Source organism: Amycolatopsis sp. WQ 127309, from assembly GCF_023023025.1.
GTDB lineage: Bacteria > Actinomycetota > Actinomycetes > Mycobacteriales > Pseudonocardiaceae > Amycolatopsis.
Window position 1 is genome coordinate 7786028 of sequence record NZ_CP095481.1, and the last position, 13749, is coordinate 7799776.

13 protein-coding genes are annotated in these 13749 nt (G+C 70.8%); 3 read left to right on the forward strand and 10 right to left on the reverse strand.

Features of this window, described 5'->3' with window-relative positions; all coding sequences use genetic code 11:
- Window positions 1–6 precede the first annotated feature (6 nt).
- Together MUY22_RS35150 and MUY22_RS35155 are read right to left on the reverse strand one after the other, a co-directional pair.
- A complete protein-coding gene (locus MUY22_RS35150; protein WP_247051482.1) occupies window positions 7–1920 on the reverse strand; it encodes a LamG-like jellyroll fold domain-containing protein in 1914 nt (637 codons plus the stop codon).
- A gap of 156 nt (window positions 1921–2076) precedes the next feature.
- Window positions 2077–2772, reverse strand: a complete 696-nt coding sequence (locus MUY22_RS35155; protein WP_247051483.1) for a TetR/AcrR family transcriptional regulator — start codon at window positions 2770–2772, stop codon at window positions 2077–2079.
- A gap of 93 nt (window positions 2773–2865) precedes the next feature.
- Here MUY22_RS35155 and MUY22_RS35160 point away from each other — a divergent pair, with 93 nt between their 5' ends.
- Window positions 2866–3990, forward strand: a complete 1125-nt coding sequence (locus tag MUY22_RS35160) for an NAD(P)/FAD-dependent oxidoreductase (protein WP_247051484.1) — start codon at window positions 2866–2868, stop codon at window positions 3988–3990.
- A 42-nt stretch (window positions 3991–4032) separates the two neighbouring features.
- Here MUY22_RS35160 and MUY22_RS35165 read toward each other — a convergent pair whose 3' ends face one another.
- The 8 genes from MUY22_RS35165 to MUY22_RS35200 all read right to left on the reverse strand — a co-directional run bounded on the left by MUY22_RS35165 (window position 4033) and on the right by MUY22_RS35200 (window position 10829).
- Window positions 4033–4443, reverse strand: a complete 411-nt coding sequence (locus tag MUY22_RS35165; RefSeq protein ID WP_247051485.1) for a hypothetical protein — start codon at window positions 4441–4443, stop codon at window positions 4033–4035.
- A gap of 104 nt (window positions 4444–4547) precedes the next feature.
- Window positions 4548–6182, reverse strand: coding sequence for an alpha/beta hydrolase (locus MUY22_RS35170; RefSeq protein WP_247051486.1), 1635 nt, complete (start codon window positions 6180–6182; stop codon window positions 4548–4550).
- A 17-nt stretch (window positions 6183–6199) separates the two neighbouring features.
- On the reverse strand, window positions 6200–6508 hold the full coding sequence (locus MUY22_RS35175; RefSeq protein WP_247051487.1) for a hypothetical protein: 309 nt from the start codon (window positions 6506–6508) through the stop codon (window positions 6200–6202).
- Window positions 6509–6805: 297 nt separating this feature from the next.
- A complete protein-coding gene (locus MUY22_RS35180) occupies window positions 6806–7573 on the reverse strand; it encodes a glycoside hydrolase family 75 protein (RefSeq protein WP_247051488.1) in 768 nt (255 codons plus the stop codon).
- Window positions 7574–7726: 153 nt separating this feature from the next.
- Window positions 7727–8938 (reverse strand): RNA polymerase sigma factor, encoded by a 1212-nt coding sequence (locus MUY22_RS35185; RefSeq protein WP_247051489.1) that lies wholly within the window; start codon window positions 8936–8938, stop codon window positions 7727–7729.
- Window positions 8935–9288, reverse strand: a complete 354-nt coding sequence (locus MUY22_RS35190; protein ID WP_247064263.1) for a YciI family protein — start codon at window positions 9286–9288, stop codon at window positions 8935–8937. Before MUY22_RS35190 ends, MUY22_RS35185 begins: the two co-directional genes overlap by 4 nt.
- 5 nt (window positions 9289–9293) lie before the next feature.
- Window positions 9294–10031, reverse strand: coding sequence for a dihydrofolate reductase family protein (locus tag MUY22_RS35195; protein ID WP_247051490.1), 738 nt, complete (start codon window positions 10029–10031; stop codon window positions 9294–9296).
- A gap of 135 nt (window positions 10032–10166) precedes the next feature.
- Window positions 10167–10829 carry a TetR/AcrR family transcriptional regulator gene (locus MUY22_RS35200; protein ID WP_247051491.1) on the reverse strand — a complete coding sequence of 221 codons (663 nt, stop codon included), beginning with the start codon at window positions 10827–10829 and terminating at the stop codon, window positions 10167–10169.
- Between the two features lie 131 nt (window positions 10830–10960).
- Between MUY22_RS35200 and MUY22_RS35205 the strand changes: the two genes are divergently transcribed.
- Together MUY22_RS35205 and MUY22_RS35210 are read left to right on the forward strand one after the other, a co-directional pair.
- The gene (locus MUY22_RS35205; protein ID WP_247064265.1) at window positions 10961–11893 is read left to right on the forward strand and encodes a shikimate dehydrogenase; all 933 of its coding nucleotides are present in this window, start codon (window positions 10961–10963) and stop codon (window positions 11891–11893) included.
- Entirely contained in the window at window positions 11880–13727 is a 1848-nt protein-coding gene (locus tag MUY22_RS35210) for a bifunctional sugar phosphate isomerase/epimerase/4-hydroxyphenylpyruvate dioxygenase family protein (protein WP_247051492.1), read from the forward strand. The genes MUY22_RS35205 and MUY22_RS35210 overlap by 14 nt, the downstream gene beginning before the upstream one ends.
- Window positions 13728–13749 lie beyond the last annotated feature (22 nt).

The following is a 13749-nucleotide window of genomic DNA, read 5'->3' on the forward strand; positions in this document are numbered from 1 at the left end:
GGTGGATCACCGGGTCAGGAACTCGTCCAGCCGCAGTGCCCGGCCGACGATCCGGACGTCGCCGATCCAGCCGTGGAACACGTTGTCGAGCGCGCCGCCGTATTCGTGGCCGCCGAGGAGCCACGCGAGGCCGAGGGAGGCGATGCCGACGGAGTCGGTGAACGGGTTGTCGGCCACGGGGGAGCTTTCGACGTAGACCTTGGTGCGGTGCCCGTCGTTGACGACCGCGAGGTGCCACCACTGGTCTTCGGCCAGGCCGTGGCTCCAGTTGGTGGTCGGGTAGGTCTGGCTGAGCGGGTAGCAGTTGAACTGGACCTCACGACCGTTGTTCGTGGTCATGAGCTGGGCCACCGGCTCCTTCGGGTCGGTGTTCTTCCCGTGCTTGCCCGCGTCGCCGGACGCGCCGCGGCGGACCAGGACGGGCATGTTGCCGTTGGTGCCGCCGTCCCAGTCGCGCGGGATCTTCACGAACGTCTCGATGGTGTAGCCGCGCTTGAACGTCTCGGTGTTCAGCGGCGCGCCCGGGCCCGTGGTCAGGTACGCGCCGTGCAGCGGGCTCCGGCCGCCGGCGAACCGGAGGCTGGCGTGGCCCGGCTGGTCGGGGTGGTGGTCGTCGGTCCAGGTCAGGGCGTCGGGGGCGGTGCCGGCGACGGACTGCAGCGTGAGGTCGTTGCCGTGACCCGACAGGTCGCGCACCCGCTGGCCGGCGGTGACGGCGCTGCCGTTCGCGCCGACGCCGTCGAAGCGCCAGTACGCGAGCGTGCCCGGCACGAGCACCTTGCCGGCCGGTCGCGCCGGGCGGACCGGCACGGGGATGAAGCCGGCGAAGCGCCGCTCGAAGTCGAACGGCATCGAGAAGCGGTCGACGGCCGTGGTGAGCCGCGACTCCAGCACCTCCATGCGGTTGCGCTTCGCGGGGTCCTTCTCGAGGATCCACGGCGAGACCGTCTCGACGTCGATCGTGTCGCGCTCGAGGTCGAAGTGGTACAGGCGCAGCATGCCGCCGCCGCTCATGTACCGGTTCTGGTAGTTCGTGATGTGCAGGTGCACGTCATGGCCGGCGGCGTTCTTCTTCGTCGTGCGGCCCGAGGGCCAGTAGTGGCCGTTGAGCGTGAGGAAGATCTGGTCGTTGTCCTTGATCAGCGAGTCCCACACGGTCTGGCCGTAGCCGGTGATCTCGGCGTTGTCCTCGGCGTCGCCCGACTCGTACGGGTAGACCTCGTCGCCGTAGGTCGGCGCGACGATCTCGTGGCAGGTGAGGATCACCGGCAGCTTCGGGTGCTTCTTGATGACGTCGTTGGCCCACGCGAAGCCGGCGGCCGAGGTGCGCCAGTCCATGGCCAGCAGCAGCCATTCGCGCCCGGCGGCGCGGAAGACGTGCGCGGTGTTGTAGCCGCTCGCGTCGGCGCCGAGGAACGACTTCTGCCGGCGGAACCGCTGCGGGCCCATCGTCTGCAGGTACGGCGTGGTGCCGCGGGTGTCGTCACCGGACACGTCGTGGTTGCCCGCGAGGACGCTGTAGGCGAGACCGGCCGAGTCGGCCTGCTTGAACGTCTTGTCCACGGCCTGGAACGACGTGACGTCGGCGTCCTGCGTCAGGTCGCCGAGGTGGGCCAGGAAGACGATGTTGTGGTCCGGGGCGCCGCTGTTGGCGATCACGTACCGCAGCGACGCTTCCTGCGGCTCCGGGTTGATGCTGTTCTGGCTGCCCCAGTAGAGGTACTGGGTGTCCGGCATCACGGCGACGGTGAACTGGCGGCTCTCGCCGTCCGGATTCCACCTGCTTCTGTCGGCACTGTTTGCGATGTCGGCTTCGGCCGGTGCGGCGCCGAGCGCGCCCAGCGCCGTCGCGCCGACGCCGGCCAGCCCCGCGTTCCGCAGGAAGGACCGCCGGTTCGGGCCCGCCGGGTTTTCGCGCATGATCTGCCTCATTCGGTTGTGCAGGGGAATCCTTCGGCGACCCGGACGCTATTCCCGCCTGCTTGAGCCGACGCGAACACCAGGTGGCCTGTTCACGTCGGCTCCCTTACGGCGCGGCCCTGGAACTGGTGACAATTCCTGTCCTGTCCGGGGAATTCACCCGGATTCGGGCCGCAGGTTGTCCATGAGCAGGCCGAGGGCGAACTCGAAGCGGTCGTGCCCGGAACCGGAGATCAGCTCGGCGGCGTGGCGTCGGGTCTGCGGGAACTCCTCGGCGGGCAACGCGGTGAAGCGGTCCAGCAGCTCCTCGTGGCTGAGGACCCATTCCTGGTCCTGGTGCCGGCGCCGCTGCCGGACCAGCGACTGCTCCAGCGCGTAGGCGCTGACGTAGAGGGACATCGCGTCGCGGGCCCAGCCGGCCGTCCTCGGTGCGACGCCGCCCGCGAGCAGGATCGCCAGGATCCCTTCGCCGACCCGCAGCGTTTCCCGGTTGGTCGGCACCGTGGCCAGCGCGGCGCGCGAGACTCCGGGGTAATCGAGGTACAGGTCGCGGATCCGCGAGTACACCCCGAGCAGCTGCCCGCGCCAGGCCGCCGGGTCCGGTTCGGGGAGCACCACCGCGGCGTAGAGCCGGCCGATCAGCAGGTCGTCGATGTCGTCCTTGGTGGCGATGTGCGCGTACAGCGACGACGGACCGGTGCCGAGCACGGCGGCGACCCGGCGGATGGTCAGCGCGTCGTACCCCTCGGTGGCGACGACTTCCAGGGCGGCGTCGGTGATCCGGTCGACGGTGATCGGCTTCTTGCGCGGTGCCGCCGCCCCTGGTCGGGCGTGGCGCGAGTCGGCGGGCATGTCGATCACTATAACTTGACACGAACTAAGTTCGCTAGGTACAACTCGAAGGGTCGACGAACTAAGTTCGTCCGGGAGTTCCGGAGGTGTGTGGTGCGAGTTTCCGTGGTCGGAGCCGGCCTGGGAGGGCTGGCTCTCGCGCAGGGTCTGCGTGGTGCCGGGATCGAGGCGGAGGTGTTCGAGCGCGACCCGGGCATCGTCGCCCGGTTCCAGGGCTACCGGCTCGTGCTGAACCCGATCGGGTTCCAGGCGGTGCGCGACTGCCTGCCGGCGCGCTGGCACCCGTTGCTGGACGAGATCGTCATGGACGCCTCGGCCGAGCAGCTGGTCCTGGACCCGCGGCTCAACGAGATCGGCAGGCTCGGCGCGGGCCGGACCGGCATCGTGGTCGACCGGCAGGTGCTGCGGCACCTGGTGCTGACCGGCCTCACCGTGCACGCCGACGCCGCGCTGACCGGCTACGACGTGCTGCCCGGCGGCCAGGTCCGCGCCCGGTTCGCCCGCCGCGACCCGGCCACCGCCGACCTGCTCGTCGGCGCGGACGGCGTCACCTCCGCGGTCCGCGGGGTGCTGTCGCCGCAGACCACCCCGACCGACACCGGCGTCCGGTTCGTCATCGGCCGCACCCCGCTGACCGACGAGTTCGCCGGCCTGTCCAGGGCGTACGGCTCGAAGATCGCGGGCGACGGCGTCAGCCTCCTGCTGGGCGCGATGCGGTTCCGCACCCCGCCCAAGCAGGCCGCCGAGCGTCTGGCCCCCGAAGTCACGCTGCCCGACATCGGCGACTACGTGCGCTGGGCCATGATCCTGCCACCGGACGGCTCACTGGCGGACCTGACCCCGCAGGACGCCGTACTGTCCAGAATGGACGGTTGGCACCCGCAGCTGCGAGCACTGATCGAGCAGGCCGACCCGGACAACAGCACGCTGCTGTCCATCCGGGTGGTCAAGCCGGGAGCACGCTGGGCCCCCGGCCCGGTCACGTTGCTGGGCGACGCGATCCACGCCACCTCCCCGACGGGCGGCAACGGAGCGAACACCGCCCTGCGCGACGCCGACCTGCTACGCCGCAACCTGATCGCGACGGCCGAAGGCCGCCAGAACCTGCTGAGCGCAATCGATGACTACGAGCGCCGGATGTTCGAGTACGGCGCCGAGGCCGTGCACAGCAGTCTCGAGAAGCTGCCCGCCTTCGCCCCCGAAGCGAAACTGTCCTGAAGCCGGCCGATCCACCACCACGAAGAGAACGAACATTCCCGGTCAGAGATTCGCGGTGGGGGTACCGTTCCGCCAGACGCACGGCGTGGTGTTGCCGATCGCCAGCCGCTGGTTGACGTTGCCTTGCAGGCTCATGAGGTAGCCGTCGCGCCGGGCGTTCATGAACAGGTCGCCCGGCCGGTTGTCGGCGTCGAGCGCCCAGCCGTGGCTCGCCCACCAGGCCTTGAGCGCGTCGAAGTACGCGCCGTTCTGCGCGGCCTGGATTCCGTTGACCCAGAAGCCGACGCCGAGCTGGACGCGGCCGGTGGGTTTGTCGGAACCGTCCGTGCAGTTCAACGGCTGGGGTGGCAGCGCCTCCAGCGTGAAGCCTCCGGGGAAGACAGCGGCCGCGGCCTCGTGGATCTGGTCGGTCGCGGACGTCTGCGCCTGGGCGAGGGAGGTGGTGGGTTCCACGGGATCGTCTCCGCATGCGGCAGTGGTGCTGGCCAACAGGACTACGAGGACCAGGAGCCACCGAAGGTTCTTCGGCGTCCCCAGGGGGCCTCGAGGCGAAGGGATCACGGCGCAGCCGCACCTGCTATCACGGCGGCCATCCCCCGCAGCGACTTCGAGTTCGGATCCCAGTAGTCGGAGTGGCCGCCGGTGAGGTCCGAGTCGAACGGGTGCCCGCCGAACCACCCGGTGGTCGGGTCCGGGCCCAGCGGATCGATTCGGTCGAGCGCCGGGTTGTCGAAGTTCGTCAAGGCGGGGACCGGGTCCATCGCCGATTTCGTGGCGTACAGGTGGTGGCTCATCTGGTCGGGCGGGACGCCGTCGAGGCGCAAGTCGGTGGCGTGCTGCACACCGACGCCCGGACTGGCGACCATGACGAGGTTGTCGGCGGGCAGGCCGAAGTCACGGGCGGTCTGGCCGACCACGGTGGTGCCGTAGCTGTGGCCGATCACGGTGGAGTTGACGCTGATCGGGTCGTGGCTGGCGTCGAGCCCGTCCTGGAAGCGCCGCAGGCCGGGCTCGGCGTGATCGGCGAAGCTCGTGCCGGCGGCGTCGGGAACGATGCTCTGCGGCGCGTCGTAGCCGGCCCAGGTGATCACCGAGGTCGGTACCGGGTTGATCATGCTCGCGGTCTGGCTCATGATGTCGGCCCGCTGGATGTCGGTGGCGAATCCGTCGAGCCCGGCGTAGGTGCCGGGAACGTAGGTGGCCAGGTTCTGCGCGTGGTCCGGGTTGCCGACGGCGATGATGGCGTGCCCGGCGCCGTTGGTGTCCACTCCCAGCAGGAACGCGGGCGGCTGACCGGGCAGGGGCTGCGTCAGCCGCTCGTTGATCGCGTCCAGCCCTTGGAGTTTCTTGTCCACGGGAGCCAGTTCCCGCTCGAGGTCGAAGTACTCGCTCTGCTGCGTCGGGTCGGACCGGTCCAGCGCGGCCATCCGCTGCCGCAGGTCGTCACGCTGACTCCGCAGGTCGGAGTACCGCTGACCGAAGACGTCTCGGTTGGCCTTGTCGCGTACCTCGGCGGGCAGGCCGTCCATGGCGCCGAGGGCCGCCGGCCGGTCGTGGAGCAGGATCGCGCGGCCGGCGGGGGAGAGGCTCGCCCACCAGGCCGCGGTCTGCGACGGGGTGGCGCCGGCGGGTGGTTCCGGCAACGTGAGACCGGGATCGAGCGCGCCGGCCGCGGCCGCGGCGGCCACGGTCGTCTCGTCACCGGTGCCGAACTCGCCGGTTTCGGCGCGTTCGAGCACGGACGCGAGATCGCTGTCAATGTCCTCGGCCGTGCGCAACGCTTGGGTGACGTCGTCGACGACCTGCCGGCAGGCGCGTTCCCGATCTTGCGGGTGCAGATCCGGCGGTGGCTCGCGGTCACGAAAAGTGTCGGTCACAGTCCCGGAATCGGTGATCTGATAGCCGTACTTGAGGGCCAATTCTTCCGCGTTCGTGATCGCGTTCTGCACCCCGGTGATCGCATCAGCCGCTTGGGTGATGGCCTTGCCGACGATGCTCGCACCGGCCGCGAGCTTGTCGATGCGGGACATCAGCGCTCGGTGCGCCGAGCCGGCGGTGTCGGCGGCGGGGCCGGTCCAGTCGTTCACCGGAACGGCTTTCCCGAAATCATCACCCGAATGGATCAGGACATCGAGCTGACGCCGGATCGCGGTGTAGATCTCGTCGAGCTGGGTGGTGTTCCACCGTTTCACGTCGGAGAGCGAGACCATCAGCGTGGGCCTCGCAGGGATCCGGCGCCGGTCAGCTCGTCACCACCGGCCTGGTCCGCGCGCTGGTAGCTGTCCGCCGCCGTCTCGAGGTTCTCGGCGTGCGCGTCGGCGTCGGCGCACCAGGCTTTGAAGGCTGTTGTCCACGACCGGCCCGACGCCGGCGCGATGCCGGCGGTCGTGCCGCCCGGCATCGCCGTGGCCAACGTGCCCACCGGTTCCCCGCAGTCGACGGCCCGCAGTTCGCCCACCGCGTCAGCGGCGGATCTTCGTGCGGCGCGCAACGCCTCCGGGACAGTGCGAAACCCCATGTCGTCCCTCCCCGTAGCAGCCCAGTCACACTAAGCCGCTTGAATGGGGGGGTGCAATATGCAGGGTGCACGGTAGTGACAACCGTCCAGCTTTTGTCCAGTCCGTTTTTGAATGTGCGTCACCGGATGTGGTGACTCGGGCGGAGAATACCGCCATTCGGGTTTATGAACTGTCGGTGGACGTTTGGTGCGGCGATCTTGAATGCGCATTGCGGTGGAATCGACCGCGACCACCGCCGTGGTCGCCGTCGCCTTCGTGGCGGTGGTCGCGGTCAGCTTTGTTTCCTCGCAAGGACTTCAGATGCCCATGCTGGTGCCGAGGCTGTCCAGGGCCTTCTGGACCAAGGCCTGGGCGTTGGCGTTCAGGCTGGAGTTCGCGCCGTTCACGACCCAGGACGAGCCGGAGAAGATCACCACGGTCACGCCGTTGTCGACGCCGCCCGTGGTGCCGCTGCTGGGGATGCCGAGCGATGAGGCCGCTTTCACCGACGCCTCGCCCAGTTCGCGGGAGTCGTTGTCCGATGTGGTCTGGTCGTTGCCCGTCTGCGTGTCGCCGAAGATCGCGCCGATCACCTTGCTCTTGTAGAACATCAGCGCGAACTGGCGCCCCTTGATGCCGTGCTCCTTGTAGAAGAAGTGCGGGCACGGGCTCTTGCGGTCGTAGCAGTCGTCACCCAGCACGTAGAACGGCACGTGGTGCGCGGCCAGCTGGTCGCCGTTGCTGTCCTGGAACGTCGTCTCGTCCTGGTGGTCCGGGTCGGAATCGGGGTCACTGCCGTCGTCGTCGACGGCCAGGGACGAGCTGTAGGCGTAGACGCCCGACGACACCTGGAACACGTTGACGTTCTGCGACCGCGTCATGGTGTTGATGTGGGGCTTGGAGTTGACCTTGTTCGCGGTCGTGCTGTTCTTCTGGACGCCGGCCAGTACTTCGGCGGCCGTGTACGTCTTGTCCGTCGAGGCCGGGGAAGCGGTGGCCGCCTCGGCGACCTTGACGCCGAGCGGCGGCGCGATGAGCGTCAGAGCCGCGGCGGCTACCACAGCGAAGCGCTTGCGGGATGACATGGTCGGGGACCCTCCATCGTTAGTTAGGAAAGTTACCTAACAGAGGAAACCACCTGTGACCCCGATCTTGTGAAAGTTTTACCAATATTTTGGAGAAATGTCCCGGTCTTCGGGGCACGCTCACGAGCCCGCCGACCGCGAGAATCCCGGCGGTCACCCCAGACGTGCGGCGCGGGTCAGGAGGTGCCGGCGCTCGGGTTCGCTGGTGGTGCGCCGGGCCGCCTCGTGGTAGCCGGCGCGGGCCGCGTCGTGGTCGCCGGCCAGCTCCAGCAGGTGGGCCCGCACGGACACGAGGTGGTGGGACGCGGAGATGCGCTCGTCGGCCGAGACGGCGTCGAGCAGGGCCAGCCCGGCCGCGGGTCCGTGCACCTCGGCGACCGCCACCGCCCGGTTGAGGGTCACCGTCGGGTTGGGGGCCACGCGCTCGAGAACCGTGTAGAGGGCCAGGATCTGCGGCCAGTCGGTGGCCGCGGCGGTGGGCGCCTCGTCGTGGACGGCGGCGATGGCGGCCTGCAGCTGGTACGGCCCGATCGGGCCCCGCGACAGGGCGCCGGTCACCAGCGCCACGCCTTCGGCGATGGCCTCGGTGTTCCAGCGCGTCCGGTCCTGCTCGCTCAGCGGCACCAGCGACCCGTCCGGGGCCGTGCGGGCCCGGCGCCGGGCGTCGGTCAGCAGCAGCAGGCCCAGCAGCCCGGCCACTTCGCCGTCGCCGGGGACCAGCCGGTGCAGCTCGCGGGCCAGCCGGATGGCCTCGGCCGTCAGCTCGGCCCGCACCAGCCGCGCCCCCGACGTGGCCGTGTAGCCCTCGTTGAAGACGAGGTAGACCACGTGGAGCACGACGCCGAGCCGCTGCGCCTGCTCGGCCGGCGGCGGCAGGGCGAAGCCGGCGCCGGCGGCCTTGATGCGTTGCTTCGCCCGGCTGATGCGCTGCCCCATGGTCGCCTCGGGCACAAGGAAGGCCCGGGCGATCTCGGCGGTCGACAGACCGCCGACGGCCCGCAGGGTCAGCGCGATCTGCGACGGGGCGGTCAGCACCGGGTGGCAGCACAGGAACAGCAGCGTGAGGGTGTCGTCGCCGGCGTGCACCTCGCCGCCGGCGGGCGGAGGCGGCGTGCGGATCGCGTCCGCCTCCTCCCGCCGGCGCCGGGCGACGTCGCTGCGCACCTGGTCGGCGAGGCGCCGCGTCGCCACCGTCGTCAGCCACGCCCGGGGACTCTCCGGCCACCCCTCGACCGGCCACTGGGTGGTGGCCGCCACCAGGGCCTCCTGGACGGCGTCCTCGCAGGCGTCGAACAGGCCGTAGCGGCGCACCAGCGCACCGAGCACCTCCGGGACCAGCCGCCGGACGGCCTGCCAGTCGGTCACGGCTCGACGTCGGCCTCGTGCATGAGCGGCCGGACCTCGACACCCCAGTGGCGTGCCGACGGGTTGCGGGCCGCGATCTCCAGGGCCCGGTCCAGGCTGTCGCAGTCGAGGATCGTGAAGCTGCCCAGGTACTCCTTGGCCTCGGCGAAGGGGCCGTCGGTCACCACCGGCGTCCCGCCGGTGACCCGGACCATCTTGGAGTTCATCTGGTCGGCCATCCCGTAGGCGCCGACCAGCTCGCCGGACTCGAACAGCTCCTGGTTGAGGGCGTCGGTCTCGCGGATGAGCTCGGCGAGGGCCTCCGCGCCGATCGAGGTGAAGGCTTCCTCGTTGCCGTAGATCAGCAGCATGTACTTCACAGCGCGCTCCTCTGCTCCGGCCGGCCCGGTCCGACCAGCTCGCCGCTGGCCCCGCGATCGTCCAGCACCAGCTTCGACCGCCCGGTGACGGTATAGCGAATATGGGTGACCCCCGGCGTCGCGGCAACCCGGGTCGGGACCAGCTCGATGCCGTCGTCCGCGCCGAGACCGAGACCGGCGCCGAGCAAGTGCTGGCCGTCGCCGAGCAGCACCGGGGCGATGTGCAGCTCGAGCTGGTCGAGCAGCCCGGCGCGCAGCACCTGCTGCAGGAGCTCCCCGCCGCCGGCCACCGCGACGTCCTTGTCACCGGCGGCGGCGCGGGCCAGCTCGACGGCCCGCTCGAGCCCGTCGGTGACGAAGGTGAAGGAGGTGCCGCCCTCGCGTTCGAGCACCTCCCGGGGGCGGTGGGTGACGACGAACACCGGCGCGTGGAACGGCGGCTCGTCGCCCCAGGGGAACTCGCCGGCGTCGAACATGCGCCGGCCCATGACGTAGGCCCCGGCCGCGGCGAACGTCTCCTCGATGATCTCCGAGTCGACCGACCGCTCGCCGCCGTCGAAGCCCTGTCGCTCGCGCCAGGCCGCGGCGTCGACGACCCAGCGGGTGACCCGGAAGAACCCGGGCGCTTCGGGGCCCCGCATCCAGCCGCTCATGTCCAGGGGGTTTCGCGTGTCGCGCGGTCCGGTGTAGAAGCCGTCGAGGGATATCGACATCTGCGCGGTCACCTTGGTCATCGTTCGTGCTCCTGCCGTGGTGGCGACCCTGTTCGGCCGCCGGTGCCCACTGGTCGGAGCCGGCCGTCCTTTCTCGACACGCGCCGGGGAGAAATTTCCGAGGAGAAGTGCTCGCCGGTCGGATCGCGTGCGGGCTCAGCGCGTCGTCAGGTAGCTGACGAGCATGTCGGCGAGCATGCGCCGGTGGTGCTCGCGGTGCGCGGGGTCCAGCATGTCGCGGTCGAAGATGGCGTTGAACGTGTAGCGGTTCGCGGTGCGGAACACGCAGAACGCGCTGATCGTCATGTGCACGTCGAGCGCGTCGACGTCGTCACGGAACTGCCCGGCTTCGCGGCCGCGAGCGAGGATGCGGGTGAGCACGTCGAGGGCCGGGTTGGCCAGGTTGGACAGCGCGCTCGAGCGCGCGATGTGCTCGGCGCGGTGGATGTTCTCGATGCTGACCAGCCGCACGAAGTCGGGGTGGGACTCGTGGTGGTCGAAGGTGAGCCCCGCGAGCTGCCGGATGGCCTCGGCGGGGTCGAGGTGGTCGACGTCGAGGTTCCGCTCGAGGGAGCGGATGACGATGTAGGCCCGTTCGAGGACCTCGACGAACAGCTGGTCCTTGTTGGTGAAGTAGTAGTAGATCATCCGCTTGGTGGTGCGGGTCTTCGCGGCGATCTCGTCCACCCGCGCGCCGTCGAAGCCCTTTTCGGCGAACTCGCGGGCGGCCGTGTCGAGGATCTCGGCGCGGGTCCGGTCCGCGTCGCGGATGCGTTCGGGCCCGCCTTTCGCCACCTCGTCCTGTGCTGGTGCGGCCACGGACGTCCTTCCTCGCTTCGGCTGGTGTGCCCACTCTAGGACGTCGCGAGGGATCGAAGCCCCTTCACGGCACCGGTGCCATGAGGTACAAATAACGTACTAGTTCGTACATTACGGGAGTGGTCGTGTCCTTGTCTTCGGCTGTCGAGACGATCCGCGCCACCGCGTCGCGGGCGCGGCCGGACACGGTGCTGACGGGGCTGATCGGCGCGGGCATCGGGCCGTCGCTGAGCCCGCCGCTGCACGAGACCGAGGCCCGCCGGCTCGGGCTGGAGCTGGTCTACGCGCGGTTCGACCTGGACGACCACGCGGTGCCGGCCACCGCCGTCGGCCCGCTGCTGGCCGCGGCCCGCGACGCCGGCTACCGCGGGCTCAACATCACCCACCCGTGCAAGCAGCTGGTTCTGGAGCACCTGGACGAGCTGTCCGCCGACGCCACGGCCCTGGCGGCGGTCAACACCGTCGTCTTCCGGGACGGCCGGGCGATCGGGCACAACACCGACTGGTCCGGTTTCGCCCGCGCGCTCCGGACCGGGCTGCCGGACGTCGACCTCGGCACGGTCGTGGTGCTCGGCGCGGGCGGCGCCGGTGCCGCGGTGACCCACGGCCTGCTCACCGCCGGGGCGGGGCACGTCCGGGTCTTCGACGTCGACACCGGCCGGGCCGGAGCGCTCGCCGCCGCCCTCGCCGGCCGCTTCGGGGCTGAGCGCGCGTCGGCGGGCGCGGACCTCGCGACGGACGTCGCGGCCGCGGACGGCCTCGTGCACGCCACCCCGACCGGGATGGCCGCCCACCCCGGCCTGCCGCTTCCCGCCGGCCTGCTGCGCCCCGGCCTGTGGGTCGCGGAGGTGGTCTACCGCCCGCTCGAAACGGAGCTGGTCCGCACCGCCCGCGCCCTCGGCGCGCCGGTGCTCGAGGGCGGCCGGATGGCCGTGTTCCAGGCGGCGGAGGCGTTCACCCTGTTCACCGGCGCCGAACCCGACGCCGGGCGGATGCTGCGTCACCTCGGCGTGCTGACCGGAGACACCCCACGTGAAAGGCAGCCCGCCGATGTCCTCGACTGACTCCCGCCGTTCGATCGCCACCGTCTGCCTGTCCGGGACGCTCGAAGACAAGCTCACCGCGGCCGCCCGGGCCGGGTTCGACGGCGTGGAGATCTTCGAGAACGACCTCGTCGCCTCGCCGTGGTCGGCGAAGGAGGTCGGCGAGCACTGCGCCGAGCTGGGTCTGTCGATCGACCTGTACCAGCCGTTCCGGGACTTCGAGGCGGTGCCGCCGGCCGTGCTCGCGCGGAACCTCCGGCGCGCGGAGCTGAAGTTCGACGTCATGGAGCAGCTGGGCACCGACACGATGCTGGTCTGCTCGACCGTGTCCCCGGACGCGGTCGACGACGACGACCTCGCCGCCGAGCAGCTGCACCTGCTGGCCGAGCACGCCGCCGCGCGGGGCCTGCGGATCGCCTACGAAGCGCTGGCCTGGGGCCGGTTCGTCAACACCTACGAGCACTCCTGGCGGATCGTGCGCCGGGCCGCCCACCCCGCCCTGGGGTTGTGCCTCGACAGCTTCCACATCCTCTCGCGCGGCAGCGACCCGGCCGCGATCCGCACGATCCCCGGCGAGAAGCTGTTCTTCCTGCAGCTGGCCGACGCGCCGCGACTGCAGATGGACGTGCTGCAGTGGAGCCGCCACCACCGGCTGTTTCCGGGCCAGGGCTCGTTCGACCTGACCGCCTTCACCGGGCACGTGCTCGCGGCCGGGTACCGCGGGCCGCTGTCGCTCGAGGTGTTCAACGACGTCTTCCGCCAGGCCGACCCGGTACCGGCGGCCGTCGACGCGATGCGCTCCCTGCTGGCCCTGCAGGAGAACCTCGGGGTCGCGGACCTGCCGCCCGCCCCGGCGCTGGCCGGGCACACGTTCGTCGAGCTGGCCGTCGACGACGTGTCGGCGCCGCGGGTGGCGGAAGCGTTGCGCGGACTGGGTTTCGCCGAGACGGGCCGGCACCGGTCCAAGCCCGTCCGGTTGTGGCAGCAGGGTGACGCGCGGATCCTGCTCAACGGCGACGGTCCGGGCCCCACCGGGAGCGCGTCGGTCGGCGCGGTCGCCGTCGAAAGCGCGGACCCGGTCGCCTCGGCCCGGCGCGCCCAGCGGCTGCGGGCGCCGATCCTGCCGCGCGACCACCGCGCGGACGAGGCGGACCTCTCGGCGATCGCCGCACCGGACGGGACGTCGGTCTTCTTCTGCCGCACCGGCGCGGAAACCGGCGACAGCTGGCTCGGCGACTTCACGCTGTCCGACGCTCCCGGCCCGGGCGCGGGGGTGACCGGGATCGGCTACCTCGGCCTGACCCAGCCGTTCGACCACTTCGACGAGGCGACGCTGTTCTACCGCGCGGTGCTCGGCCTCGAGCCGGAGCCGGTGACGGAGTTCGCGGCGCCGTTCGGCCTCGTGCGCAGCCGCACGGTGACCGATGCCTCGGGCCGCGTCCGCATCGCTCTGGAGTCGTCGCTGCTGCGGCGAGGGGAGTGGGCACCGAGCGTGCGGGAGCCCCAGCGAATCGCCCTGACCAGCGATGACGCGCTCGCGAGCGCGCGGCGGATGCGGGAACTGGGCGCGCCGCTGCTGGACATCCCGGGCAACTACTACGACGACCTCGACGCCCGCCTGGCCCCGGACCCCGAGCTGCTCACGGCCTTGAGACGGCAGTCGGTGCTCTACGACCGCGACGAGCATGGAGAACTGTTGCACTTCTTCACGCTGGTGCTCGGTGGCCGGATCTTCTTCGAGGTGGTGCAACGAATCGGCGGCTACGCGGGCGACGGCGCGGCGAACTCCCCGGTCCGGATGGCCGCACACCGCGGCCAGCGCGACGCGAGGGGCGAAGCGTCCACAGAGGACTGATGCGGCTTCATCGCGTCGAACG

Bases quoted from the DNA above. Each gene is read 5' to 3' on its own strand.
- MUY22_RS35175 (WP_247051487.1), bottom strand. From the start codon at position 6,508: ATGGGGTTTCGCACTGTCCCGGAGGCGTTGCGCGCCGCACGAAGATCC.
- MUY22_RS35210 (WP_247051492.1), top strand. From the start codon at position 11,880: ATGTCCTCGACTGACTCCCGCCGTTCGATCGCCACCGTCTGCCTGTCC.
- MUY22_RS35180 (WP_247051488.1), bottom strand. From the start codon at position 7,573: ATGTCATCCCGCAAGCGCTTCGCTGTGGTAGCCGCCGCGGCTCTGACG.
- MUY22_RS35195 (WP_247051490.1), bottom strand. From the start codon at position 10,031: ATGACCAAGGTGACCGCGCAGATGTCGATATCCCTCGACGGCTTCTAC.
- MUY22_RS35190 (WP_247064263.1), bottom strand. From the start codon at position 9,288: ATGCTGCTGATCTACGGCAACGAGGAAGCCTTCACCTCGATCGGCGCG.
- MUY22_RS35155 (WP_247051483.1), bottom strand. From the start codon at position 2,772: ATGCCCGCCGACTCGCGCCACGCCCGACCAGGGGCGGCGGCACCGCGC.
- MUY22_RS35150 (WP_247051482.1), bottom strand. From the start codon at position 1,920: ATGCGCGAAAACCCGGCGGGCCCGAACCGGCGGTCCTTCCTGCGGAAC.